Source organism: Bradyrhizobium sp. Ai1a-2 (assembly GCF_000426245.1).
Classification (GTDB): Bacteria; Pseudomonadota; Alphaproteobacteria; order Rhizobiales; family Xanthobacteraceae; genus Bradyrhizobium.
Window position 1 is genome coordinate 138,045 of sequence record NZ_AUEZ01000007.1, and the last position, 24,938, is coordinate 162,982.

At 61.8% G+C, this 24,938-nt stretch carries 20 protein-coding genes and 1 riboswitch; of the genes, 9 read left to right on the plus strand and 11 right to left on the minus strand.

Going from position 1 to position 24,938, the window contains the following annotated elements:
* Window positions 1–242: 242 nt before the first annotated feature.
* A riboswitch (cobalamin riboswitch) is annotated at window positions 243–443 on the minus strand.
* Window positions 444–947: 504 nt separating this feature from the next.
* The 4 genes from K288_RS0107715 (at window position 948) to K288_RS0107730 (ending at window position 5,565) form a co-directional block, all read left to right on the plus strand.
* On the plus strand, window positions 948–1,226 hold the full coding sequence (locus K288_RS0107715; protein WP_244443088.1) for a copper resistance CopC family protein: 279 nt from the start codon (window positions 948–950) through the stop codon (window positions 1,224–1,226).
* A gap of 2 nt (window positions 1,227–1,228) precedes the next feature.
* Window positions 1,229–2,884, plus strand: a complete 1,656-nt coding sequence (locus K288_RS0107720; protein WP_027579009.1) for a CopD family protein — start codon at window positions 1,229–1,231, stop codon at window positions 2,882–2,884.
* Window positions 2,885–3,035: 151 nt separating this feature from the next.
* Window positions 3,036–5,075, plus strand: a complete 2,040-nt coding sequence (locus tag K288_RS0107725) for an NAD(+) synthase (protein WP_027579010.1) — start codon at window positions 3,036–3,038, stop codon at window positions 5,073–5,075.
* Window positions 5,076–5,343: 268 nt separating this feature from the next.
* Window positions 5,344–5,565 (plus strand): hypothetical protein, encoded by a 222-nt coding sequence (locus K288_RS0107730; protein WP_027579011.1) that lies wholly within the window; start codon window positions 5,344–5,346, stop codon window positions 5,563–5,565.
* 55 nt (window positions 5,566–5,620) lie between these two features.
* Here K288_RS0107730 and K288_RS0107735 read toward each other — a convergent pair whose 3' ends face one another.
* Window positions 5,621–6,037 (minus strand): DUF3775 domain-containing protein, encoded by a 417-nt coding sequence (locus tag K288_RS0107735; protein ID WP_027579012.1) that lies wholly within the window; start codon window positions 6,035–6,037, stop codon window positions 5,621–5,623.
* Between the two features lie 284 nt (window positions 6,038–6,321).
* On the opposite strand from K288_RS0107735, the gene K288_RS0107740 reads away from it, so the two are divergent.
* Window positions 6,322–6,780 carry a CDP-archaeol synthase gene (locus K288_RS0107740; protein ID WP_244443098.1) on the plus strand — a complete coding sequence of 153 codons (459 nt, stop codon included), beginning with the start codon at window positions 6,322–6,324 and terminating at the stop codon, window positions 6,778–6,780.
* A gap of 34 nt (window positions 6,781–6,814) precedes the next feature.
* Here K288_RS0107740 and K288_RS0107745 read toward each other — a convergent pair whose 3' ends face one another.
* Window positions 6,815–7,303, minus strand: a complete 489-nt coding sequence (locus K288_RS0107745) for a hypothetical protein (RefSeq protein WP_244443089.1) — start codon at window positions 7,301–7,303, stop codon at window positions 6,815–6,817.
* A gap of 84 nt (window positions 7,304–7,387) precedes the next feature.
* Between K288_RS0107745 and K288_RS0107760 the strand changes: the two genes are divergently transcribed.
* Together K288_RS0107760 and K288_RS0107765 are read left to right on the plus strand one after the other, a co-directional pair.
* Complete coding sequence (locus K288_RS0107760) at window positions 7,388–8,260, plus strand: Crp/Fnr family transcriptional regulator (protein ID WP_152535429.1); 873 nt, start codon at window positions 7,388–7,390, stop codon at window positions 8,258–8,260.
* A complete protein-coding gene (locus tag K288_RS0107765; protein ID WP_152535430.1) occupies window positions 8,253–8,636 on the plus strand; it encodes a hypothetical protein in 384 nt (127 codons plus the stop codon). Before K288_RS0107760 ends, K288_RS0107765 begins: the two co-directional genes overlap by 8 nt.
* A gap of 63 nt (window positions 8,637–8,699) precedes the next feature.
* Here the strand turns inward: K288_RS0107765 and blaBJP are convergent, their stop codons facing one another.
* From blaBJP to K288_RS0107790, 5 genes are all read right to left on the minus strand, one after another.
* Window positions 8,700–9,587, minus strand: a complete 888-nt coding sequence (blaBJP, locus tag K288_RS0107770; RefSeq protein WP_027579016.1) for a BJP family subclass B3 metallo-beta-lactamase — start codon at window positions 9,585–9,587, stop codon at window positions 8,700–8,702.
* 134 nt (window positions 9,588–9,721) lie between these two features.
* Entirely contained in the window at window positions 9,722–10,258 is a 537-nt protein-coding gene (locus K288_RS0107775; protein ID WP_343207758.1) for a hypothetical protein, read from the minus strand.
* Between the two features lie 190 nt (window positions 10,259–10,448).
* The gene (locus tag K288_RS45000; protein ID WP_084799515.1) at window positions 10,449–12,002 is read right to left on the minus strand and encodes a L,D-transpeptidase family protein; all 1,554 of its coding nucleotides are present in this window, start codon (window positions 12,000–12,002) and stop codon (window positions 10,449–10,451) included.
* Window positions 12,003–12,073: 71 nt separating this feature from the next.
* Window positions 12,074–13,279 carry a peptidase M15B and M15C, D,D-carboxypeptidase VanY/endolysins gene (locus tag K288_RS54640; RefSeq protein WP_027579018.1) on the minus strand — a complete coding sequence of 402 codons (1,206 nt, stop codon included), beginning with the start codon at window positions 13,277–13,279 and terminating at the stop codon, window positions 12,074–12,076.
* Between the two features lie 284 nt (window positions 13,280–13,563).
* Window positions 13,564–14,445, minus strand: a complete 882-nt coding sequence (locus tag K288_RS0107790; protein ID WP_027579019.1) for a LysR substrate-binding domain-containing protein — start codon at window positions 14,443–14,445, stop codon at window positions 13,564–13,566.
* Window positions 14,446–14,542: 97 nt separating this feature from the next.
* Between K288_RS0107790 and K288_RS0107795 the strand changes: the two genes are divergently transcribed.
* Entirely contained in the window at window positions 14,543–15,478 is a 936-nt protein-coding gene (locus K288_RS0107795) for an AEC family transporter (RefSeq protein WP_027579020.1), read from the plus strand.
* Window positions 15,479–15,523: 45 nt separating this feature from the next.
* On the opposite strand, the gene K288_RS0107800 is transcribed toward K288_RS0107795, so the two are convergent.
* From K288_RS0107800 to K288_RS45005, 4 genes are all read right to left on the minus strand, one after another.
* Window positions 15,524–16,717: a serine hydrolase domain-containing protein gene (locus K288_RS0107800; RefSeq protein WP_244443090.1), complete on the minus strand. Its 1,194-nt coding sequence runs from the start codon at window positions 16,715–16,717 to the stop codon at window positions 15,524–15,526.
* 91 nt (window positions 16,718–16,808) lie between these two features.
* Window positions 16,809–18,263, minus strand: coding sequence for a GntP family permease (locus K288_RS0107805; protein ID WP_027579022.1), 1,455 nt, complete (start codon window positions 18,261–18,263; stop codon window positions 16,809–16,811).
* A gap of 4 nt (window positions 18,264–18,267) precedes the next feature.
* The gene (locus tag K288_RS0107810) at window positions 18,268–19,287 is read right to left on the minus strand and encodes a patatin-like phospholipase family protein (RefSeq protein WP_027579023.1); all 1,020 of its coding nucleotides are present in this window, start codon (window positions 19,285–19,287) and stop codon (window positions 18,268–18,270) included.
* Between the two features lie 688 nt (window positions 19,288–19,975).
* Complete coding sequence (locus K288_RS45005; protein WP_051334421.1) at window positions 19,976–22,603, minus strand: MMPL family transporter; 2,628 nt, start codon at window positions 22,601–22,603, stop codon at window positions 19,976–19,978.
* Window positions 22,604–22,950: 347 nt separating this feature from the next.
* Between K288_RS45005 and K288_RS0107820 the strand changes: the two genes are divergently transcribed.
* Window positions 22,951–24,900 carry a PAS domain-containing sensor histidine kinase gene (locus K288_RS0107820; protein WP_051334422.1) on the plus strand — a complete coding sequence of 650 codons (1,950 nt, stop codon included), beginning with the start codon at window positions 22,951–22,953 and terminating at the stop codon, window positions 24,898–24,900.
* The last annotated feature ends 38 nt before the right edge of the window (window positions 24,901–24,938 follow it).

Sequence of the window (24,938 nt, forward strand, 5' to 3'; positions counted from 1 at the left end):
CAAGACCTGAGGCAAATCAGGCTGCTCGGCCTTTGCCGAACAAGACTCAAGCAGCAGAACCGGGAAGAAGTATCTGAAAGCGAGCGGGGCAGCATGGCGCCGCCTTGCGATTGCAACAATGGAGAACACGAGCAGACCTCGGTATGACGTCAGTGGCACGTCACAGCGAACGAGGTCTCGCCAAACGTGCCTATGGCACGCCAGGCGAAAGCAATGTCTGTACTCCCCGACCGACATTTTCGCGTGTGACCACGGCTGACGGCAGGTCTCCTGGCTTGCGGGTCCCGACCCTTCGTCGCCTTCCCAGGACCGAGGATCCCAGTGGCGTATGACGAAAGATTCGCCGCTCACAGTTGCGGGGGCAGCCGCGGCATTGGGGACAAGTCCCGCACCGCGTTCCCTTTTGATCCCCGTTAAGGGGAACCGTCACTTCTGATCTAGGAGGTTGTCTCAGCCGAAGTCAATCCTGTCGTTGCCGGCTTTAGACGAAGCAGAAAAAGCTGTCCGGCGGCAAGGAGGTCTGCGTACTTCGACGGCCTCATTCGAGGAGACATCCGTCTAAGGATAGCGGTGGTCACCTACCGGCCGCAGCCCAGCGGCGGAGGCTGAAATGCGCTTGACATAACAAAACCAAACCGTATCATTTTTTGATTGCGTCGCGGTGAGCCGAGTCTCCCCGCCCAGTTGGCGTGGCATTGCTTGCTCTGCTCACCCGATCTTTACCCATAAGCAGTGGATAGACGACGCTGAGCTCAACGAACACATGGTCAATTGCGATATTGAGTTGGCTCGTACAGTCACGTCACTGAGCCAAGTCATGAGAATCGTCGGATGATTGCATGTCTTCTCAAGAATAGTTGTTGCGTATGAGACTCAGGATTCCATTATCGTTTGGGGCACTGCTCGTTCTCTTGCTTTCTCTCCAGGAGGCTGCGGCGCACGCCATCGTGATCAAGTCGTCGCCCGCGGCTGACGCGGTCATGCCTGCCGGCAACGTGCCGATCCATCTGCAGTTCAACAGCCGGATTGATCACGATCGTTCAAAAGTGACGCTGATCGGCGCCGGCGGGACAGAGCAGCGGCTCACACCGGCTACCGACTCGGCGCCCGACGCCCTGGATGTGGAGGCAAGAGCTCTCAGCCCTGGCGCTTGGCGTCTGCGCTGGCAGGTGCTGAGCGTCGACGGACACATCACGCGCGGCGATATTCCGTTTACCGTGCGATAGCCGTGTCGCTCTTTCTCGACATTTTCGGCTTCCTCTCCGTCGTTCTCCGCGGTCTGATTCTCACGAGCCAGACTTTCACGCTCGGTACGATTGCTTTCCTGCTTGTGCTGCTGCAACCGCTCGAGCCCTGGCTTTCCGCCGAGAGCGCCAAGATTGGCAGCCGGTGCCGGACATTTCTTCTTATCAGCTCCTCCCTCTTGGGCATCTTCACGCTTTGCTCGCTCGTACTCAACGCCGCCGCACTTGTCGGCACGCTCGAGCTGTCGTGGGGGGAGGCCGCCGGCGCCGGCTTCGTACGAGCTGACCTCGTGATCGCGGCTTGCGCCTTCCTCATCGCTCTTCTGGCGAGAACGTCGTGGAAGACATCACGACTTCTTTTTCTTGTTGGCCTCGCCGCAGTGATGCTGATCGCGCAGCTTTCGGTCACGCACGCGGCAAGCCGTCTCGAGCTGCGGTGGCCCTACCTTGCCTCAGGCGCGCTCCACATGCTTGGTGCCGCGGTCTGGATCGGAGGCCTGCCCAGCTTCCTCATTGCGCTCAACCTCTGTCACGATCCGGTTGAGTGGAAGCTGATCGGACGGCGCTATTCGGTGATGGCGATGGCTTCGGTGGCCGCCATCCTCGTCGGCGGCGTCGTGATGGCGTTCGGCTATGTCGGCTCCTTCGAAGCGATCTACGGCACTGCCTATGGCGTCATGATGAGCGCGAAGGTCTGCCTGCTGCTCATGCTGCTCGGGTTGGGCGCCTTCAACTTCTTTACCGTCGACCGGTTGCGCCGCGATGCTTCGACGCCGATCGTCCGACTGAAGCGGTTCGCCGAAGTGGAGATCGGGATCGGCGCTGCCGTGATCTTTGCCGCCGCCTCCCTGACGTCCCTGCCGCCGGGCGTCGATCTGGCCCAGGACCGGGTGAGCTGGTCCGAGATCGTCGAGCGGTTCACGCCGCAATTCCCGATCCGCCTATCAAGCCCTGATTACGACAAGCTCACCGTCGCGGAATTGCAGGCGAAAATTGCCGCGGCTGATGCGCAGCGGACGACGGCACCGCAGGCTTATGTCCCGGGTGAAGGCACGATCCTGCCGCGCAATGCGGCGGATGTCGCCTGGTCGGAATTCAATCACCATTGGGCGGGGATTTTCGTTATCCTCATCGGCCTTCTCGCCCTGATCCAGCATTTCCGTTGGGGCCGATGGGCAAGGCACTGGCCGCTGCTGTTTCTTGGCATGGCACTATTTCTGTTTTTCCGTGCCGACGAAGCGGCATGGCCGCTAGGGCAGTTCGGCTTTTTCGAATCGCTGCGTGATCCCGAGATCGCGCAGCATCGCATCTTCATCTTGCTGATCGTCCTGTTCGGCCTGTTCGAGTGGCGCGTGCAGGTCGGCGGGCTCAGGAACAGCAGGGCGGCTCTGGTGTTTCCGCTGACCACTGCGCTCGGCGGCGCATTGCTGCTCACCCATTCCCATGCCATTGCCAATATCAAGGACCAACTGCTGATCGAGATGAGCCACACACCGCTGGCGCTGTGTGGCATCCTCGCCGGATGGGCACGCTGGCTGGAGCTGCGTCTCGACGGCAAGGCAAGCCGGATCGCCTCCTGGATCTGGCCCGTGGCGTTCATCCTCGTCGGGCTGATCCTGCTCGAATATCGGGAGGCCTGAACCAAAGCGGCAAATCAACGTTTCGCGGCCATCGGTTGCTTGGCATGGCGCCATGTTCGAATAGACTGGAGCCAATTGAGATGACTTGACCTCGCGGCATCGACTGGGAAGTTGTCTTGCAGCCAGATCTCGCGGGACGGAGCCGAGCCATATGAGTTTCCATTCGATCTATCGCCACGGCTTTGCCCGGGTCGCCGCCTGCGTGGCGGTGTCCTGCGTCGCCGATCCGGCAGCGAACGCGACCGCAATCATCGAGACCGCTACCGCCTGTCACAAGCAGTCGGTGGCAACAGCGGTATTTCCCGAACTGTGTCTCTGCGGCTATGCGATCGAAGATCTGGTCATGCAGGATCCGCTGCTGGACGCGGTGGAGCGTGGGCTGACGCGCATTCGGGCGGCATCGGCCGAACTGATGACCGTGCTGATCGTCGGCGCGCCGCTGCGTCATGGAGCGCGGATCTACAATTGCGCGGTCGTCATTCACCGTGGCCGCATTCTGGGCGTCGTTCCCAAGACGTATCTGCCGACCTACCGCGAGTTCTACGAAACCCGTCACTTTGCCTCCGGCGCGGGAATGACCGGGTTGGAGATCACCATTGGCGATGCTGGCGCGCCATTCGGCGTCGACCTGCTCTTTGAGGCGGACGATGTTCCCGGCCTGACCATCGGCGTGGAGATCTGCGAGGACATGTGGATTCCGGTAACACCGGGATCGGAACTCGCCTTGGCCGGCGCGACCGTACTCGCAAATCTCTCGGGCAGTCCGATCACGATCGGCCGGGCGCTTTCGCGTGATCTCTTGTCGCGATCGTGCTCCGCGCGCTGCCTTGCCGCCTATGTCTATGCCGCCGCCGGGATCGGGGAATCGACCACCGATCTGGCCTGGGATGGCCAGACCACCGTTTTCGAGAATGGCGTGTTGTTGGCGGAGGGTGAGCGCTTCCGGCAGGACGGACAGATCACGATCGCCGATATCGATCTGGACCTGCTGCGTCAGGAGCGCTCCCTGATGAGCACTTTCGACGACAATCGAAGGCAGAAGGGTGCCGGCGCGTATCGGAAGATCGTTTACTCGCTGCGCCCTCCGATGACGGACATCGGATTTGCGAGGACGGTCGAGCGCTTCCCGTTCGTGCCGAGCGATCAGAGCCGCCTCGATCAGGACTGCTACGAGGCCTACAACATTCAGGTCGCGGGCCTGGTGCAGCGGCTGCGGGCCATCGGCACGAAGCGCGTGGTGATCGGCGTGTCGGGCGGACTGGATTCCACGCACGCCCTGATCGTTGCCGCCAAGGCGATCGATCTTCTCGGATTGCCGCGATCGAACATTCTCGCCTATACGCTGCCCGGCTTTGCGACTGGCAGCGAAAGCAAGGCCAATGCGGTGGCATTGATGCAGGCGCTGCAGGTGAGTGCCAGCGAGCTCGATATCCGCCCCGCCGCCACGCAGATGCTCCGGGACCTCGATCATCCCGCGGGGCGCGGCGAGCCGGTCTATGACATCACCTTCGAGAATGTGCAGGCGGGGCTGCGGACCGATTATCTCTTCCGCCTCGCCAATTATCGCGGAGGAATTGTCATTGGCACCGGCGACCTCTCTGAACTGGCGCTCGGATGGTGCACCTATGGTGTCGGCGACCAGATGGCACACTACAACGTCAACGCCGGCGTGCCGAAGACGTTGATCCAGCATCTGATCCGCTGGGTGATCGCGACAGGGCAATTCGACGATGAGGTCGCAAGGACGTTGAGTGCCATCCTTTCCTCGGAGATCTCGCCCGAACTGGTACCTGTTCAGGCCGGCGAGACCCCGCAGAGCACGGAAGCGGCCGTGGGACCCTACGAGCTGCAGGACTTCAATCTGTTCTATACGCTTCGGTTCGGCTTCCGGCCGTCGAAGATCGCGTTCCTCGCCTGGCATGCCTGGAACGATGTCGCCAAGGGCGAATGGCCGGCCGCGTTTCCGGCCGACCGGCGCAAAGCCTATCCGCTTGCCGATATCAGGCGCTGGCTCGAGGTCTTCCTGCGGCGGTTTTTCGCTTTCAGCCAGTTCAAGCGTTCCGCAATGCCAAACGGCCCCAAGGTCTCGGCGGGAGGCTCCCTGTCGCCCCGCGGCGATTGGCGCGCTCCCTCCGACGCCAGCGCCGCGGCATGGTTGGAGGATCTGGAACGAAACGTTCCGTCGGCCTGATGACAATGGCACCGCCGGACGCGATCTGCGTTATCATTGAGCTGGCGAAAATGCGCTGAACCAAGGTATCAGTTGCTAGATGCCGGCATGGTCTTGAGAAGGTCAACCAATGCCCAGGAGCAAGCAACGCGGTCCCTCACGGAAAACGGGTTTCTCGGCTCGAATCGGCCCGATAAGGACGTCGAGCCCCAATCACGTCGCAGGTCCGGCTCGAAAATCCGTCAAGCCATCGCTCACCAAGCCGTTTCATGTTGCGGTCGATCGGCAATTGAAATCCGAGCACGAAAGCTACGAGGCCGCCGAGAAGGCCGCGATCGAGATCAAGAAACGGCATCCGAAGCTTCATGTGACCGTGTTCGACGCCAAGGAGCAGCGCCACACGCTTGTCGAATTGCCGACGCCTGCGAACGGCCGGCCTGGCCCCAATCACAACCAACACGGCAAGCCCGCAACGCCGCGCAAGGCCGCCTCGACTGGACGCAGCCGTTGATGTGTGGTGCATTCATCGCCGCCCGGTTCGGCGCCCGCGGCATCTCCTGACCTTGCTAGAGCGGCTGTTCGAACTCCTCCACGGAATGTCCGAATTGCGACAGGGCCTCTTCCAGATAGTCGCCGAGTAACGGCATTCCCAGGAGATATTCCGCCGTGCGCTTGTTGTGCGCGTGAGCAGCCTCCGCATGAAGGTCGTCCCACTCATCGAGCTCGCCATCGCCGCGACCGAGCCACGTCAGCGTCACCAGGTCGATCTGCTCGTCCTCGTTCAGGCCGCGGATGATCGCCGTCAATTCGCCGCTGACGGGATCATCGCGATGATCCTCAAGGACCGAAAGCATGGCATCGTCGCTCGGGTTGGAGGCGGGCTCCGGGTCGGTTACCGCATCCTTGACGTCGAACTGCCGTGCCTTCGCGAGGATCGCTGCGACCTTCGCGGAGGAAATGGCAAGTTGTGGAATTTGGTTCATGGCAGATCTCCTCGCTGAGACCGTCAAGCTAGCCGTTCTGTAGTTGTACTCCTTTGATGCGGGTCAAACTCGGCGACGAACGTGGGCGCAATGTCGCAGGCGGCCGTCAGTACGTCGTCCGCTGCTCCGATATCACGGCGTCTGTTCGCAAGGCGATCGCGCCAGATCGTGGAAGCGCTGAAGGTTGAATTGGCAGGCGAGGCGCGTCTATCCTGCGGCACCCGACCTGCCGTGCGCCGGCGCAGGATACTCAGATGGACCTTTGGCCAATCCTGCAATCGCTCGTGCTCTTGACCTTCGCGAACGGCACGCCGGTCATCGCAAAGAAGATATTCGGGTCCCGTTTGGCATTCCCTCTGGATGCCGGGGTACATTTCGTCGATGGCCGCCCGTTGCTGGGGCAGTCGAAGACGATCCGGGGTGTCGTCCTTTCCGTCGCCGTCACCGCAGCGGCCGCACCGGTGCTTGGCGTGAGCGCCGCCACGGGCGCTCTGGTGTCCTGCCTTGCCATGCTTGGCGATATCTTTTCCAGCTTCATCAAGCGTCGTCTCAAATTGCCGTCCAGCGCCCAGGCCATTGGGCTCGACCAGATTCCGGAATCGCTTCTGCCGTTGGTGGTCTGTCAGAATGCGCTATCGCTGACATGGATCGACATCATCATCTGTGTCGGCATTTTCCTGATAGGGGAGCTGATGATCTCCCGCCTGTTGTACAAGCTGAACATCCGCGACCAACCCTATTGAGGCGTGAGGCGTGAGGCGGGCAGGCACCGACGCTCTAGATGCCATCCCTGCCGATGATCTTGCGGCGCAACCGCTCGCAAAACTCTTCCAGCAAGCGCTGGGTTTCTTCCATTGTTGCAAGCAGCCGGCTCGCCTGCGATCGATTGGCCGGATCGGATCGTGGGTCGTTCAATCTGCTCCTGAGGTGCTCCAGACGTTTCCGACCGGCCAACACCCGATCTTCGGCAAACTGAAGCTGCTCCAGGTCATGGCTCAGCTTGTTCTCCTCTTCGATAAGCAATTTGGTGATAGTCGACCGCTTCTCCGGCGGAAGATCATCGTTCCACAACGCCTTCAGGAAGTGATCGATATTGGCGCGGACCACGAATCTGTCGGTCGGCGTCTCGTAGGCGCGATGCTGCTCGGAAATCCGTCGCTCGATAAATTGCCGCTCGGTATCGCTCAGCTGGGTGTTCAGGAGCCGGCGGTATCGTTCGATATTCTGCGTATAGGTCAGGCGGGGATCGCTTGAGTCCGACGACATCGACCGCTTTCCCCATTCCGCCTTCAGCCTCCAAAATTATCGCGTACCAACTGAAAAAAGGCATCCTCCTTGGTGGAGGAAAGTTTGATCAGGATCAAATTTATGCGGTCCATCTTGGCGGCTGGCCCGGTCGCGCCACTGCCGGCGGCCGATAGGTACTCTTTGACGGCGATCAAAAAAGAAATCCGGCAGATCGGCTATTCATCAGCAATGGAAAGAGGTGGACGACATATGCCGACTAACGGAACTCGCATGGCGGGACCCGAAATTCATGCGACCGATCCCTGGACGCCGGGTCATCCGAAGAAGCATGTCCGGCATCAATTGTTGAGCGACGACGAGCGCGCCCAGCTTGCAAAGATCGCTGCGATCGTTCGTTTTGAAAAAGGCGAGCGCATCTATAATCAAGGCGACCGCGCCGATGCGGTGTTCAACATCATAAGCGGGGTCGTCACTGCGTATCGGATGCTTGCCGACGGACCACCCGTCATGTCCTTTCTGTATCCCGGTGACCTCTTCGGCTTGACCGAGGAGGCGCGGTACATCAATACAGCCAGGGCCACGACGCCAGTCATCGCCTACAAGATGCCGCTGCAGTCGGTGCAGCGGATTTTGAGCAGCAGCGCCAGTCTTGACGTGCAGGTCATTGTAAAGCTCTGCGACGAATTGCGTCAGGCGCAGCATCATGCGGTTCTCCTTACCCAGAAGAGAGCGGTGAAGAGGCTCGCCATGTTCCTGGAACTGCAGGAGCACCTGCAGATTGCGCGGAACGAGCCGACTTCGGAAATATACCTTCCGATGGATCGTTCGAGCATCGCCGATTATCTCGGGATTACTCTTCCGGCGCTCAGCCGCGCATTCCGAGCGCTCGTCGTGAAGAAGATGATAGCCACGCGAGGCCGACACCACGTCAAGGTTCTTGACCGGGAGGCCTTCAAGAATATCGCGGATGCGTGAGCCGTCGAGGTTTCGTGAGCCGGGCCGCGCCCGGACCGGCTTGCCCGATAGTCCCGCCGATGTGACAGATCGTGAAGCGGTCATACCTTGGGACGATGGTGGCTCGAACGCACTTGACCATATGAAAGAGGGCGACAAGTTAATTGGAGTGAACGCGATGCGTACCTTCTTGGCTTTGGGCCTGTTGGTCACCCTGACTGCATCTGCCGGTGCGATGCCAATACATCACTTTAGGCCGGAGCATGTCATCGTTCCCCACGGGCCGGTCTACACCGTTCCGGATTGGGAGCTCGAAGCGCGTCGGCCGCCGATGCACTATGACGACACGCCCAGCTACAACGATCCGTCCAAGTTTGGCGGCGGCACGGCGTTATAAACGACGGCCGGTCTACAGCGTCCGGATCATGATCCGAAATCGGACCATGATCTGGTGTGCCGGCTAGTTGCTCTTCTGCAAAGCGGCCGTCTGCTTGGCGAGCTGCTTGTCGAAATCCTGCTCGAGGCCCGCGGCGTAAATTGCCAGCTCCCCAGGCTTGACGAACGGATTCGGCGCGCCGTCCTTCATTTCCGCACGCTTCTGCTGCATGCCGTAGACTTCCGGATGCGGGCCGAGCAGCACGTCGATCTTCATCGCCTTGGCCTTGGCGAACGTCGACCGGTAGTCGTCGACGATACCGGGATGCGTCGGGTTGCCGACCAGCCTGTTGAGCGCGACTGTTCCGCTGCAGAAGAACAGCACGTCGCGGTCCTGATTGCCGTCCTTGACGGTCATCTCCCAGCTCGTGCAGCCGGGCGAGTGCCCGGGTGTCGCGTGCGCCGTCACCGTGGTGTCGCCGAGCGTGACCTTGTCGCCTTCCTTGACAGTGCGGTCCACCTTCACGGGCGGGAAGCCGATGTCGGAGTTCTTCTCGTCACCGGGATAGTATCCGCCTTCCAGCAACGGCTTGTCGCGTTCGCCTGCGACGAGCTGCGCGCCGGTCTCCTGCTTGATTTCGGCAAAGCCGCCGGTGTGATCGAAATGCGCGTGCGTGTTCAGGATGTACTTGATGTCGCCGACCTTGAACCCGAGTTTGGCGATGTTGTCCTTGATCATTCCGGTGGACTGCGGAAGCGCAGTATCCATGAGGATCAGGCCCTGCGACGTCTTGATGATGTAGACCGCGATGCCGTCGGTGCCGACATAGTAGATGTTGCCGATCAGTTGGAACGGCTCGAACGGCGTGGTCCATTTCTTGGTGACCAGCGCCAGGAAATCCTTGACGGTTTGCGCCTGCGCGCCGGTTGCGAACAGCGTCAAGGCGCACAGCGCGGCCGTGAGCGTCTTCATGATTGCCTCCCTTTTGTTTTTATAGTGCGCAATGAGATGCATTGATGCGCGATTTGAGCGGCCGGCTCAAGCATCATCTCGTTGGCGCCGATGCCGCGGGACCGCAGCTCGGTTGTCCCAACAAAGCGCATGCGTTAGCGGCGAGCGCCGAAGGCAAATGGGGAAGCGCCGGGCAGCAAGGACGAATTGATGTCGCTGTCGATGCGCCCCGACTGTTGGGTGTAGCCGACGCCAAATGACAGGCTGAGATTCGACGCCGGCTGGATTTCGATGCCGGCATGCGCGCTGTAGCCGGGCAACGTGCCGGACACGGTGTCGAAGGGGGCGAAGGGGCTGCCGATGCCGGTATTGTATTTCAACGTATCGAAACCGGCATAGACCGTGAGGGGCAATCCGCCCGCATTCTTGAAGCTGTAGCCGAACTGCACGCCTTCAGTGTAAAGCGAGGCGAAATTGCCAAAACCCGCATACTGGTTGATGCCGCTCAGACTCATGGCGCCGCGTTCGCTGCCGACGAACCAGCCGTTCGGGAAATTGTAGCGCGCATATGAAAAGCCGCCGCCGCGAGCGTCACTGGCCTCAAAGCTCGGAAAGTTGCCGTATGTGTTCGGGTTCTGGTCGCCCGTCAGATTGTCGAAGCCGAGGGGCCAGCCTGGAGTCCAATATGTCATGGGGGCAACTTGGGCATGGGCTGTCGGCCCTCCCAGACCGAGCGCCACCAAAATGAATGCGAAACCTAGTCTGCCTGAGAAAACCGACATCCGAACTACCGCCAAGTGCACGTAACTATACGCTCCGGACATCAGGAACGCCAGTTCGGCGCCGTTTGCCGTCGCGTCGTCAGATTTCGCAAGCACGGCCTCACCACGTCGAAAACGGCCCCGCGAACGGTCGGCCCCAAAAAAGCCGGCGATCGCGCGAGCGCGCGTAACGATATTCGCTCGGCGGAGCGCGTCGCCGCATCTTGATTCCTCCCTGCGGCTCGCCGCTCATGAGGACCACGAATTCCGTTCCTTTGCTGGTTTCAGAACTCGGCCCCTCGTCGGTGATGATCAACGAGGAGCGCGGAGTTATCCCCGCGATGCGATCCAGGACGTCCGGCGGAATGACAATCCGGTCGAGCGCGGCCGCTGCGCCGACCGGTTCCGTCTTCTTCGGCTCAACCTCGCGACCTTTGCGCCCGCGCGCGAGATCGTGAGGTTCGGCCGTGCCGACGGGGCTACTTTCCAACGACACAACAGTCCATCGAACGCCGCTTCCGCCGTCGGTCGCCTCAATGGCGGTGAAGACATGCGTGCCAATCGGACGATCGGGGTCCTGGATGGTGACCGGGCTCTCCAGGACGGGCTCAAAAGCCCGCCGGACATAAAGCCGCTGGTTTTTGCGACTGATCAGCACCGATACTGGCGCGAGCTCGCGCGCCGCCTGGCGTGCTGCCTCGGCCGCGGCAATCCGCGCATTCTCCGCGGCGAGGGCGGCTTCACGCGCAGCGGTGACGGCATCGAGCTTCGGTTGCAGCTCCGCCTTTGCAGCTGCCCATTGTTCCTGCAACTCGGCGATCCGGGTGACCGCCTGCGCCTTGGTGCGCTCGGCCTGTTCTTTTGACTCAGGCGAGGCGGCGGAGCCAAGCGCGGCTTCGGCGGTCGCCAATTGCGTCTCGGCCCTGCGTCTCAGGTTATCCGCAACGCGCACCGGCATCATCGCCTGTGTGGACTCGCGGTAAGCCTTCGCGGAGGCGAGCCTCGCCTGATCCGCCTTTCCGGCTGCCTCATCGGCCTCTGCGCGACGGGTGGCGGCCAAAGCGATGGCGCCCGGTTTCGGTTGCAGCAGAGCCGGGTGGGCAATCTCGGTCGGCGCCACATCGGTGGGTGCCACGATCACCCGCAGGCCGATCCGGGTGTCGTCGAACAGACGCGCTGCGAAATCGAAAGGCATGCGCACGCAGCCATGGGATGCGGGATAGCCGGGCAGGGGACCACCGTGGAGCGCGATGCCCGACCAGGTGATGCGTTGCATGTGGGGCATGTAGGCATCGTCATACAGGTTCGAATAATGCTCCGCTTCCTTTTCGATAACACTGAAGATGCCGGCCGGTGTTTCGCGTCCTCTCTGGCCGCTCGACACTGGCGCGCGCAGGATCCAGCCACGGGCGTCATAAACGGTGATCCGCTGGTCCTGGAGCGAAACGATGGCCATGATCGGTTCGCCGGCGATGCGCGACTGGACGGATTCGATCGAGCGTGTGCTCCGAGCGCCTTTGGCGCCCGCATGGTCTCCAGCCGCGATCAACGCGGCGAGGGCCGCGATGACAAGATACGCTGGCCGCCACCGTGTTGGGTTGCGCTTATGTTTCACAAAACGAGAAATCATGCGCCTTCCATCTGCGGGCCCGGCGGGTTCGATCGGAACCCCCATGGTCCTTGGGACATTCGAGCGGCGCAATTAAGGAATCCGGCGAAGCCTCGCCCGCGTGATATTGGACGCGGTTAGATCGTTCTCCCCTTCGACGCTCTTGCGTTTTTTGTGCGTTTCGCCGCGCCGCGATCGACGCGCATAACCAGTTTGGCGCGCTTTTTCATATCCGCCTCCGCGTGGCGAACTTTTGTTCCGCGCTGATGAGAGGCATATTCCCTGCCGTCGATCGGTGCCACATGCGGCGGATCTCGATCGAGATATGGTCGCCCGATACCGAACTCCTTCCCGTGTGCATCGACCCATTTCCAGAGGGCTTCACTGGCAACCCACCGCTGCGCCCGTGTCGTTCCTTTGACGCTGACGATATCGGCCGCAAGCCCGTGGCCATAGCCGCCGCGCAAGCTTCCGCCATGGTACGACCTGTTGCTTGCCGCCTTCAGGCCGCTTGCGATCGATTGTCGGTAGTCATCGCGGAACGCGCTGGTGATACCGGGCGACAGCCCGGCTTGCTCGGCAGCGTAAAGCGCATGGAACAGTTTCAGCTTGAAGCCTCGATCCATGCCTCCGATCACGTAGTCCATCATCGGCATGCGAACTCTTTCCGCCGCCTTTGGATCCTTCCACGTGAAGTCTGCATCGACGAGCCTGGTAAAGGTCCTGGTGACAGTCACCATTTTGCGCTTCTTCCGGACTTGTACTTTCCTCTGCTCATACACCTTGTTGGTGTCCTCCTTGGGCGTGCGTTGGTAGAGCGCCCACAGGTATCGGTCGACGCAGATGTCCACGACCAGGCATTCGTCGAGAATTTCGATGCGGTTTGCGGCCTCCTTGCCGCCGTCGTTCAGGACCGGGTCAGGCGTGTTCGCTGTCGCCACCTGCATGGGTGGTGTTTCGGGCGGCGCCACCATTTGCGACGAATCCGGCGGCCCGGCCTCGACGATCGGTTCCGCCTCGACCGAGGCCGCCGGCGTGTCGGTAATGATCCCCTTCACCGACTCGATGGCCGCTGCCACATCGGCGGAAGCGACGACAGCGGCGTTTCCCGCTGCGGCGGCGCTGCCGGCTGCAGTGGCGCTTTCCGCCGCGGCCGCCTGTGGTGCATCCGCGGGTTCGGCGTCGGCGGTGAGGGATGGCGCGCGGTGCTCTTCGATCGGCAGCGCGCCGGCGTTCTCGATGCTGGCCGAACTTAGGCCGCCAAGCGATGCGACGACCCAACCTGCGAGAACGATCGTTCCGCATAGCGCCGGGGCCGCCGTCGCAAATTGCCGCGGGTTCATGTCCCGTAGCCTCCAAAAGGGGCTCACTTGAGCCCAGCTGCACAGCCAAGCATGCGACAGCTTTGATTGTTTGGCTCAACTTGTGGACGCACAATGGCGGAAAGTGCAGTTTGTCAACTTTGCCAGGAACTGTTGCCGGGATGCAACGCGCCATCAAATCGGCGAGCGATTATCGTCTGGTTGGCAGGCGGCAGAGCGCCGCGCGTTCAGACAAATACAAATTAGATTGTCGTAAAGCGCGAGCAATGAGCGAGCTTCGAGGCTGTGCTTGGAGTGCTCACCTGTCACAGCGCGACGGCCCGCGCTTCGGCAAGGAATGGCTGGAGTGCCGGATTGAGATTGCTTGGCCGCCACGCGACCACGTGCTCGATGGTCGGTGCTTTCTCAAGCTTACGGTGCACCAAATTCGCAATGCCCAGTTGCCCCATGGATTGCGGCACCAGGGCGATGCCAAGGTTCTCCGCGACGAGATTCACGATCGTCTGCTGAAGTGCGACTTCGAGCCTGAACGTCGGCTCAAACCCGCCGGAACGACAATAGGCGACAATCGCCTCGCGCAGCTTCGGCGCGACGTCGGTGGGGACGGCGATCAGCGGCTCGCCAGCGAGTTGTTTGGCGCGGATCACCGCATGGTCGGCGAGCGGGTGGCTCGCGTGTACGGCCAGGCACAACCGCTCGCGATAAATCGTGTGCGTCTCGAGGCCCCGAATGGGGCCGGGGTTGAACATGATGGCTGCGTCGAACTGCCCGGCCAATACGGCATCAGTCAAAGTGGCGGGAACGACCTCGCGTAATTCGACGCGCACCCCCGGGTGATTGGCCATGTAACGCCGTGCCAGGCCCGGCAAGACGGTGTAGGCCGCATGCATCATGAAACCGATGGAAAGCTCGCCCAACTCGCCGCGCTCGGCCAAGCGCGCGTTGCGGCAGGCTTGGTCGAAACTGATCAACACCGCGCGTGCGTCTTCCAGGAAGCGCCGACCGGCGTGGGTGAGCGTCGCCCGCCGTGAGTGACGTTCGAACAGGCGGACGCCGAGCTCCTTTTCCAGAGCCGCGATCTGCCGGCTCAGCGGTGGTTGGCTGATGTGGAGGCGCTCGGCCGCGCGCCCGAAGTGGAGCGTCTCGGCCAGAGCCACGAAGTAGCGCATCTGCCTGATGTCGATCATGATACCGAAAAGGTATGGATAGGGGCGTCAATCGGTATTGGATGATATCAGAACGGCCGGATAGAGCTAACCGTCAATTTTGAAGTCAGGCTCTCCAATGCTCTCGACCCTCTCTGTCGTCCTCCCCATTTTCGCGCTCATCTTCGCAGGTTGGCTCGCTCGCCGGATCGGCGTTCTCGGCTCCCACGCGTCCACGGAGCTGAACCGCTTCGTGGTGTACCTTGCGCTTCCGGCCCTGCTTTTCGACGTCATCGCCCACGCGCAATGGAGCGATGTCTGGCAGCCGGGTTTCATCGCGGCATTCGGCGTCGGCGCTGCGCTGGTTTTCTGCCTGACAATAGCCGTTCGTCTGCGTCGCCCGCGGCACCTGGCCGACGCCGCGATCGACGGTCTGAACGCGGGCTATGCGAATGTTGGCTTTGTCGGTTTCCCGCTGGCGCTGGTGGCGCTTGGCCGCGAAGCGTTGGCCCCGACCCTCATTGCCACGATCATCACGGTCTGTGTTCTCTTTGCGATTGCCATCGTGCTGATCGAAACTGGCCTGCAAACCGAAAAGCGACGCAAACACCTTCTCACCAAGGTCGGTGGCTCGCTGCTTCGCAATCCCTTGCTTGTCGCACCTGTGCTCGGCGCGATCGTTCCGCTCGCCGGTCTCACTGTTCCTGCGCCGGCAGAAAGCTTCCTGAAGCTATTGGGTGGCGCGGCCTCACCCTGCGCGCTGATTGCGCTCGGACTGTTTCTCGCAGCAAAGCGCGAGACCACGGAGCGGGACGTCGGATCGGCAGCTCTCCTCGTCGGCTTCAAGCTTGTCCTGCAGCCGGCCATCACCTGGGTCATGGCGACAGCCGTGTTCGGCCTGTCACCGTTGCTCACTCATGTTGCCGTTCTGCTGGCCGCCCTTCCGACCGGAACGGGCCCCTTCATGCTGGCGGAGTTCTATCAGCGCGAGGCTGATATCACTTCCAATGTCATCCTGGTTTCCACCGCGGCATCGGTTCTGACCGTGAGCGGGTATCTCGCTCTGGCCGGATAGTCTCCGTCGCAAGCATCGGGGAACTCGACCGCGAGGCCATTCTTGTCAGCTCTTGCGCTTGACCGCTTCGTACGCGAGCCGTTTGAACTCGACGACAAATGGATGCCCCATCTCACGCTGTGCCATGATCAGGCCCGCGGTATTCGTCTTGGGCGAAATCCACCATTGGGTGCCACCACGTCCGCCCCAAAAGAGCTCGCCTCCCGCATCCGGATGGTCGAACGCGGAAGGCAGCAGGATCAGTGCTCCCGCGAGCCCGTGCCCCTTGCCTTGAAGTTCTCCGTAACCAGCAAACCGTATCCACGCGCCCTCAGGTAGCTGGTTGGTCATCATCAGCTTGATCGTGTCGGGCTCGAGCAAGGTCGGACCACCCGGCAGCAGGCTTCGAGCGAGCGCCACCATGTCCGGCAAGGTCGAGACCAGCCCACTGCCGCCGTTCTGCCTCGGGAAGGGGCGCAGATAAGCGCCGGGATATGGCGCGTCGTCCCTGCGAGTAAGTCCCGGCTTGTTGGGGTCGACCAGGTCGGCACCGGCATAATAGGCGACGAGGCGATCGCGATCCGACACCACAAATCCGGTGTCCGCCATGCCGAGCGGGTCCAGGATTCGCGACTGGATGAACGCACCGAAACTCTGGCCGCTTATCACTTCGACAAGACGCGCCAAGACGTCGGTGGCCACTGAGTATTCCCAGGACGTTCCGGGATGAAAGACCAGCGGCAGGTCGGCCAACACGTCCATCATCTCGGCAAGCGTGGTCGCTGGATTGATGACCTTTCGCTCCTTGTAGGCCTTAAAAATCAAGGTGCCCGGGTCGAGAAGGCCGTAGCTCAACCCCGAACTGTGGCTCATCAGATCGCGAATGGTGATCGGCCGGACAGCAGGCTCGGTCTGGTCCAATGACGTCGCGCCGGGACGCAGCACAAAGCGGTTCGCGAGCTGCGGAATAAACTGCTCGATCGGATCATCCAGTTGGAAGCGGCTTTCTTCGAACAAGAGAAGCGCGGCGCAGGATGTAATCAGCTTTGTGTTGGAGAAGACGCGGAAGATGTGGTCGAGCCGCAATGGTATCTGCGCTTCCCTGTCGGCCCAGCCAATGCACTGCACATCCACCAACTCCCTACCGACAAGCACCGCGGAAGAGAATCCAGCAAGAAGATCCCCATCGACGTACCGCTGCATGGCAGCGTGGGCGGGCCGAAAGTCGTACCCGGTGGCGGTGACTTTCATGTCTTCCATGATTGGCCTCGTGCTTCAACACATCCATGGAGCCCGCAGCCGCCTCGAACGCTTGTGCGACAGGATCAAGAAGTACCGTCGCTTTGCGGCGTCAAAACGATCCGAACACGGTGCCGATTGCGATCACGGCACAAAGAGCGATGACGGAGTTCACGATTCCAACCATCACGATGTCGAGGTAGCTGTCACGATGGGTCAGGCCGCAGATCGCGAGCAGGCTCACGACGGCGCCGTTGTGGGGCAGAATATCCAGTGTCCCCGCGCCAATCACTGCCACGCGATGCAGGATACCGGGATCGATTCCCACCTGTGCGGCAATCTCCATGTAGGTCCGACCCAGCGCATCGAGCGCGATCGTCAAGCCGCCGGAAGCCGACCCCGTCAACGCCGCAAGAATATTTGTGGCGACGGCAAGCGACACCAGCGGGCCGCCCTCGATGCCCAACACCCAGTCCCGCACCACGCCAAAGGCGGGGAGGGACGCGACAACAGCGCCGAAGCCGACGAGACTGGCGACACTCAGGGCGGGCAGCACGGACGCATTGGCACCGGCATCCATGGTTCGCCGCAGTGCTGGCAGTCGCGTCCAGTTGCAGAGGATGACCATCGCGATCGCTGCCGCCAAGGCGACGATGACCGACCAGACGCCGGCAACGGCCGATAGCGAGGTGCCACCCCAACTCTGTTCAGCCAGGAATGAAAAGTCGAGCCGCGGCAGGACCAGCAGCGACATCACGAGATTGACGGCGACAACGACGACCAGGGGAAGGATGGCGTTGAAAACCGGGGCCGCCGCTTCGCTGTGGTGCCCGTGGCGGATTTCCGCCGGATCGAATTCCCGCGCGGTTGTCGCCCGCTCGCGCACCAATTCATCGTCGGCCGCATCTTCGGGCGTTGTCGATGGCGCGTCGCCATAGCCCTCATTTGCGCGTCGCGCCGCCTTCTCGGCGCGATGAAGCCACCATAGCCCGATGCCGAGCATGATCATCGACGCGATCAACCCGAGGCCCGGCGCGGCGAAGGGTGTCGTACCGAAGAAGGGCATCGGGATGGCGTTCTGAATCGACGGTGTGCCAGGCATCGCCGACATGGTGAAAGTCGAGGTGCCGAGAATGACCGCCGCTGGCACCAGGCGATGCGGAATTGCCGCCTTGCGAAACAGCGATTGGGCCATCGGAACGATCACGAAGAACGCGACGAACAGGCTGACGCCGCCGTAAGTGACCAATGCCCCCGCAAGCACGACGGCAAGGATGACCCGGCGCTCGCCCAGCGCTCGAGTGATGAAGTTTGCGACCGCGACGACCGCACCGCTGTCGTCCATCAGCTTCCCGAAGACGGCGCCAAGCAGAAAGATCGGGAAAAATTGCGCGAGAAACTCCGCCGCGCTGCCCATGAACGTCTGCGTCCAGTTGGCGAGCAGCGGCTGACGATCGAAGGCAGCGGCAACCAGCGCGGCGACCGGCGCCAGCAGCAGAACACTCCAGCCGCGGAAGGCGAGCCAGATCAATAGACCAAGCCCGACAAGAATGCCGAGAAGCCCCATCAACTCAGCACTCCGTCAGCAGGATATCGAGATCGGCGGTTGAGCGCACGCCGAGATCGGCGGCGTGCGCGTCGAGGAATTCATCGGCGGCCCGACGCCCTTCCTCGCGCAGCTTGGATACGAACGCCCATTCGGCGTTGAGCTTGGATGACGCGCCGAACGTCGCAAGCATGTCGCTTTTGATCCGGTGCGTCTTCATCCGTGCCCAACGGGCGCCCTCGCCAGTACCGGGGTCAGCGACCTGACGGAGCAGCGCGATCATTCGAAGCTCCTTCGCGAGCGGAGAATTGAATGAAATCTCGTTGAGGCGATTGAGGATCTCCGCGGCGGTGCGTGGCTCCTCTGGCCGCTCGGTCGGGTTGATCTGCACGAGGATGGTGTCGTGCGCATCGGTCTCGCGAACCAGTGGCGTGATCGTGGGGTTGCCCGCGTAACCGCCATCCCAATAGGGCTCGCCATCGATCTCGATGGCGCGGAACATCGTGGGCAGGCAGGCGGACGCCAGCAGGACATCCGCATTTATCTCCGCGTTGCGGAAAATCCGTCCGCGCCCTGTTCGCACCCGCGTGGCGGTGACGAAGAGTTTGATCGGCGCGCGGGAAAGACGCTCGAAATCAATGGACTTGGCGAGTATCTCTCGCAGTGGATTGAAGCCGAGCGGATTGAGGTCGTAGGGCGACAGCACCCGCGACATCAAATCGGTGAAGAGATAGGCGGGAGAAGTGTCAAGCGACCATCGTCCCATGAGGTGGTCGAGAGGCGAGCGTTGCAGCGGGCTGAATGCGGCGGCGCGTGAGACGCTCCGCCAATATTTGTCCAAGGCCTCGCGTGCCGCGGCCGCACCGCCCTCTGTCCAGCCATCCGCCAGCACGGCGGCGTTCATCGCGCCAGCGGACGTCCCGGATATACCTGCAATCTGGAGCCACGGCTCTTCAAGAAGCCGGTCGAGAACACCCCAGGTGAACGCACCATGCGAGCCTCCGCCCTGGAGGGCCAGGTCTACGAGCACCGGGCTTCGGTTCATGAGCCTTCACTTCCGCGGGAAACGGAGGCTCACTATGTCGCAGCTAGCCGGAACATGCGAGACAAACTTGTGGTCGATGTTCGCTATCCGACGAACGATTTCGCATGGCCGCATGCGCAATGGGCGCCTTGTCGGAGCAACAAGCGGGAGCGGGCTGCGTCAGCACGCAGCTCCGCTTCGTACAGTCAAGGCCGGGCTGCGTTCGCCGCGACGATGGACTAGTTTGATTCAGTCCATTTGCGCCATTGGGTCGGATAAATGTCGGCGCGCATTCCGCCCGAACGGTCGACCCAGTTGGCTCCGTCCCTGCGGCAAGGAAAGGGGAGCGCACGGACCATGCCATCATAATTCAATGTACAGATTTCCAGATCCTCGTCGGAGGGAGCTGTCGAAGCGGATTGCCATTCGGCTGAAACGGAATGCATGGTCAACCTCCAGCAATGTTGCAAACGAGCACGTCAGCATTTTCGCTCGGTCACGATGGCCAGATGCAGCTTCGCCCCTTCAAGCAGCGGTCGTTCGGTCCTCCGTCCGGCTGCGATATATGAACGTAGCATGACAGAGCCGGCGTTGAATGTGAACCGGTTCGCAAAAATGCAACAAAAACCGAGGGCTGCGGGGCGTTCAGCCGCGAGGTTACTGAGCTGGACCCGACCGCAGGTCGAGCGTCCAGCATTCGGCTCCCGATTTATTCGGCCGGGCGAGGCAAGGGAGCGCCCGACCGCTGCGCTGGCGCCGCTCTGACCTGGCGCGGCGGCCCCATCAGGACCGGCTGGAACAGCACGGCTGCGGCCATGGTGCACAGCAGTGCGAGCGCCATCATCTTGCCCATGCTCGACATGCCGGGATAGTTCGATGACCACATGCTCCCGAACGCCACTCCGGTGGTCATCGCGCTGAAGATCACCGCGCGCGTGAGGCTCGACTGCAGCAAGCCTGTCTGCCCGTCGCGCCAGGCCATGATGTAGTAGATCTTGAACGCGACGCCGACTCCAAGCAGCAGCGGCAGGGCGATGATGTTTGCAAAGTTCATCGCGGTGCCGGTCAGCGTGCAGATCTCCAGCGTGACCGCGCCGGCCAGCAGCAACGGGATCAGCGTCAACAGCACGTCCGTGACGCGGCGCAACGCGATCAGGAGCAGGATCGCGATGGCGCCAAGTGCAAGCGCGCCCGCTTCGATGAAGGCGTCGATGACTGTTCTGCCCGACTGATAAAGGCTGATCGCGGGGCCGGTGGCCGATGGTTCTGCGGCCATGACTGCCGTCGCGAAGCGTCGCATCACGCTGCTATCCTGGGAGTTGCCTTTCGGCAGCGCTTCAACACGGGCCCTGCCATCGGGCAGCAGCCAGTCGCGAACGAGATCGGCCGGAAGATTCTGGATGGTCACCAGTTGCGGATCGAGGCTGTTGCGCAACTGGTTGAGATCGTGATTCAACGGTTGGACGAAAGCAGATTCGGCGCGTGCGCGCGTCGTGGCGTCAGCTTGCGCCAGGCGCGTCAGCAAACCGGAAACGCTTCGCGCGGCTTCGGCGCCGGGGCCGGTCGCAGTACCCGCGACTTTCGCAAGATGTTGCGCGGTCGCGCGGATCGCATCCACGGTGTCCTTGTCCGTTGGCGACGGATCGCGCGGCGGATTGAGCGCACCATGGAGGCGTGGCGCGGCCGCCTTGATGACGGCGATCTTCTGATCCTGATCATCCGGAACAAAGCTGTTGAGCGTGAGCGTGCGCGAGACCTCGGGCAGCGCCGCCAGCCGCTTTGCGATGCCGTCAGCTTCGCCCAGCGATGATGCCAGCACTTCGGCATCGTCACCGCTGGTCAGCGGATTACCCTGCAATTCGCGATAGGTCACGACCGATGCGGCGTGCGGGTTTTGCAGGTTGATCGGGTTGAAATCAAACGGAAGGCGCCCCAGCAGCGGCGTTCCGGCGAGGACGACAAGGATGGTGCCGACGATCACCGCAATGCGATTCCGCTGCAGGAAATCATCCAGCGGCGCGAGGCTGCTGAATCCCACTGGTGCCGATTCTCCCGGCGGCTTCAGCAGCGCCAGCATTGCCGGGACAAGGGTGATGCTGCAGAGGAAGGCGATCAACATGCCGCATCCGGCAATGAGACCGAGTTCGAAAAGGCCCCTATAGCTGGTCGGCAGGAACGAGAAGAAGGCCACCGCCGTGGCCGCGGCGGCCAAAGAGAGCGGGGCTCCCACCTTGCGCGCGGCCTGTCGCAGCGATTGCCGCAAATCGCCGCACTGATGCCGTTCGGAGCGGTAGCGGACGCTGAACTGGATGCCAAAGTCGACGCCTAACCCGATAAACAAGACAAAGAAAGCAATGGAGATCAGGTTGAAGGCCCCAACCATGACGATGCCGAGGGCAGCAGTAACGGTGAGGCCGACGATCACACTGCAAAACACCGCGGCGATGATCTTCCATGAGCGAAGCGCCAGCCATAATATGATCAGCGTTCCGAACAGGGCCGTCAACGTGTCGCGCAGCGCGCTTTGCCGGATGACCGAGAACTGGTCGTCGTTCATGGGCACCGTGCCGGTAAGCTGCACGTTGGCGCCGAACTTCTCGCCCAATTTCAGCTCGGCGGCCGCGCGTCGGATGCCGTCCGTCGCCTTGCGGCCCGGCTGCAACGCGGAGAAATCCAGGATCGGCTCCACCTCGATGAAGTGGCGCAATTGCTCGGCCTGCGGCCCTGAGCCCTGCACCAGCGCCTGCCACGAAAATGTCGCCGGCTTGCCGGCAAGCACGTCATTCAGGGTCCTGTCGGCAAGCGAGAGCGGCCACGCCAGCTGATCGAGCTTGATGTCTCCGCCCTCGACACCGTCGATCGCGTATCCAAGCGCTTTGGCGACGCCGCGCAGGGTCGGATCGGCCGCCAGTGAGCCGATCAGAAAATCGGCGCTCGACAATCCCGCGATGGACTTCTTGACGCTCGGCAGCGGTTCGAACAACAGGCCGTTACGTTGAAAGAATTCGCCACCGTCCGGCTGCACAACCGCGTGGAACAAATCCGGATGCTTTGAGAGTTCCTGCGTCAGCGCGCTTGTCGCCGCTTCGGCGTTTTCCGGCGTCGGTGCCGTGACGACGACCAGGATTCCCTTGTCCGGAAAGGCTTCGGAAAGCGCCGCCTGGCGCTGACGCCAGGCAAGGTTGTTCGAGATCAGATTATCCGTGTCCGTCGTGATCGAGAAATGCGTGACGTCATAGGCGAGAGCTGCGACCGCGAGCAGGATTCCGACGATGAGAACCCACCAGCGCCGCCGCGCACAAAAATCCACGACTGCTACAATTGCTGATTTCAACATGATCAACCGGCTTTCCCAACGCGCGCATCGCCTTCGGTCACGAACTCCGCGTCAATGCTGGACTAATCTTCGGCAGAGGTCGCAAGCGTACCTCTTCGCCCCGATATTGGCCACGATGTGGAATGGTGGGCTTCGGGCGAAGCCCGCGTCAAAGGTTGCGCGGCCAGCTGAAACCCTGTCTTCCGAGGTTCGCATGAGCGTTTCAAATTCGCACGGTGCTCGCCGATGCGGCCCAAGCTCCCAGGTACAGACAAAACACGGGAACGAGAATTCAAACCTAGGTATGATCATTCTCTCGGCCAGAAACGATAAAAGTCGGCTCGGAACGGGGCTTGATGAGGAAGAACATGGCGACCAACCGTGGTCCAAAGCAGGGTAGTTTCAAGCTGATCAGCAGCCGAAGAGGGCAATTCGCGCTCGCCGCGGCGATCATTGCGTCGGCGCTGATCTTCCTGGCCGATGCGTTGAGCCCAATCGATGGCGCCGTCGCGGTGCTGTACACGGGCGTCGTGCTGACGCTTGCGCCGCTCGGCCGCAGGTTCGTGATTGGCAGCGGCTGTATCACGGCCGTGCTCACGACGATCGCGTTCCTTATCGGGCATGCGGACGATCCGCTCGGAGGGGCGCACCTGCGTTATGCCGTAAGTCTCGTTGCGATCACAATCACCGTGCTGCTGTCGCTCAGGGACAGGTCGGCGAGAACCACGTTGGCTGAGCAGGCGAGGATCCTCGAGCTCTCGCACGACACCGTCGTCGTTCGTGACCGATCGGACATTATCCGTTACTGGAATGAAGGCGCAGAGAGGCTCTACGGCTGGACGCGCGCCGAGGCGCTGGGCAAGCGCTGCAGCGACCTCCTCGAGTCGCTCGTCCCGATCGAGGAAATAAATGCCTCTCTTGAGCAGAATGGAACCTGGTCGGGAGAAATCGTCCGAACGCGGCGAGACGGCACACGGCTCATTCTGGCCAGTCGCTGGCTCGAGCGACGAGACCCGGATGGTCGGGCTGTTGGCATCATCGAGACCAGCGCCGATCTGACCGAAAGCCGCCGCGCCCTGGCCGAAAGACTGAGCTCCGAGCAGCGTTACAGCACTATCTTCAACTCGGCGGGCTTTGCCGCCCTGGAATGCGACCTGAGCAAGGCCATGCGGCTTGTTCTGGACAGCAAAGGGCCAGGCCAGGACTGTAAATCGTGGCTATTCTCGAATCCGCAGGTCTTGCGCGCGGCTGCTAACGAGATCGGGATCTACAACGCCAACAGCGCCGCGCTCGCAATGTTTGAAGCCGATACGGTCGCCGAATTGACCGACGGCAATGTATTGCTGGGACAATTGCCCGATTCCGAACCGGCGCTGGCGCACATCTTTGCTTCGCTGGCCGCCGGCTCTTCGCTCGCGGAGATCGAGACACGGTGCGCCACTTTGCATGGGCGCATCATCGATGCGGTGCTGCGGGTATCCGTCCTGCCGGACGGACGGGACTGGTCCAGGGTGCTGCTCATGGCCTTCGATGTCACCGAGCGGAACGAAGCGCGGGCGAAGATCGAGCAGACCTCGGTCGAACTCGCGCATGCCGGGCGCGTGGCCCTCCTGGGCCAGCTTGCGGGTTCGATCGTGCATGAGGTCAACCAGCCTCTTGCGGCGATCATCAACTACGGAAAATCCGGCAAGCGCTGGCTTACCCGGCCCAATCCCGACCTCACCGAGGTGGCCGACTGTCTGGACAAAATCGTCTCAAACGGCAACCGCGCCGCGGAGGTGGTCGGAAGGGTGCGCGCGCTCGCCAAGAAGACCACGCCGCAGGCAAGCTCCGTCGATATGGGCGTCCTGGTGCAGGATGCGGTTTCCCTGCTGGCGCGGGAGGCGCGCGCTGCGGCGGCGACTATCCGCGTCGAGGAAGCCAACATTCGTGGCCCCATCGTCTGTGACCGCGTGCAGGTGCAGCAAGTTATCGTGAACCTTTTGATGAACGCGCTCCATGCGACCAGGGGAATCACCGACCGCCCCCACGAGATCCATGTGAAGATCGACGGCGCTGCCGAGAATTTCATCAAAGTGGCCGTCGAGGACAGCGGCACCGGGATCGAGGGCAACCCCGAGCGTATCTTTGAGCCGTTTTTCACCACCAAGTCCGACGGAATGGGCCTTGGACTATCGATTTGCAGGACGATCATAGAAGGGCAGGGAGGGCGCGTTTCGGCGTCCAATAATGACGGATGGGGGGCGACCGTGGGGTTCACGCTCCCATTTAACATTCCGGCGGAGGCGCGCTGGTCGAAACCTAATATCTTGATATGATGGGAAAATGGACAGAATCCGGCCATACCGGCGCAAAC